Raw genomic sequence first — 514 nt, forward strand, 5'->3', positions numbered from 1 at the left:
AATGTATCTTGCCATGCGATAATGCCGACCGGCTGCTGATCTTTAACCGCTATCGCCAGCGTTTTTCCCTCATTCTCTAAACCAATGATCTGGGCTTGAAGCGACGAATCTAATGCTCTTGGCAATTTATTCGGCGATAATAAAGAATAACGTTGCCCATCAACGACACCGGTTATCCCTCGCCCAATCAACGCTTGTTTATCGATAGCCGTGCTCATTGAATATCCGCGACACTTGACCGCTTCAATTAATGATGTCGCGAGTGGATGCGTTGACCCTTGTTCAATCGCAGCAACCGCGCTCAACCAAGTAGGTTCAGATGCGATCAGATCAATAATATCGGTGACTTGCGGCTTTCCTTGCGTGAGCGTTCCCGTTTTATCAAACGCCATGACTTGAATCCGACCAAGTTGTTCTAATGCTGCTCCGCCTTTAATCAATACTCCTCGTCGAGCACCTGCCGCTAAGCCTGAGGTTATGGCCGCTGGCGTCGAAATAACCAACGCACATGGAC

General features: G+C 48.6%; 1 protein-coding gene. It reads right to left on the reverse strand.

The window, feature by feature from the left end; translation table 11 throughout:
- Positions 1–514: HAD family hydrolase (locus B7C60_RS18710; protein ID WP_245869190.1), on the reverse strand; the 514-nt coding region annotated here is incomplete at both ends.

Origin of the sequence: Vibrio fujianensis (genome assembly GCF_002749895.1) — a bacterium.
GTDB classification, from domain to species: domain Bacteria; phylum Pseudomonadota; class Gammaproteobacteria; order Enterobacterales; family Vibrionaceae; genus Vibrio; species Vibrio fujianensis.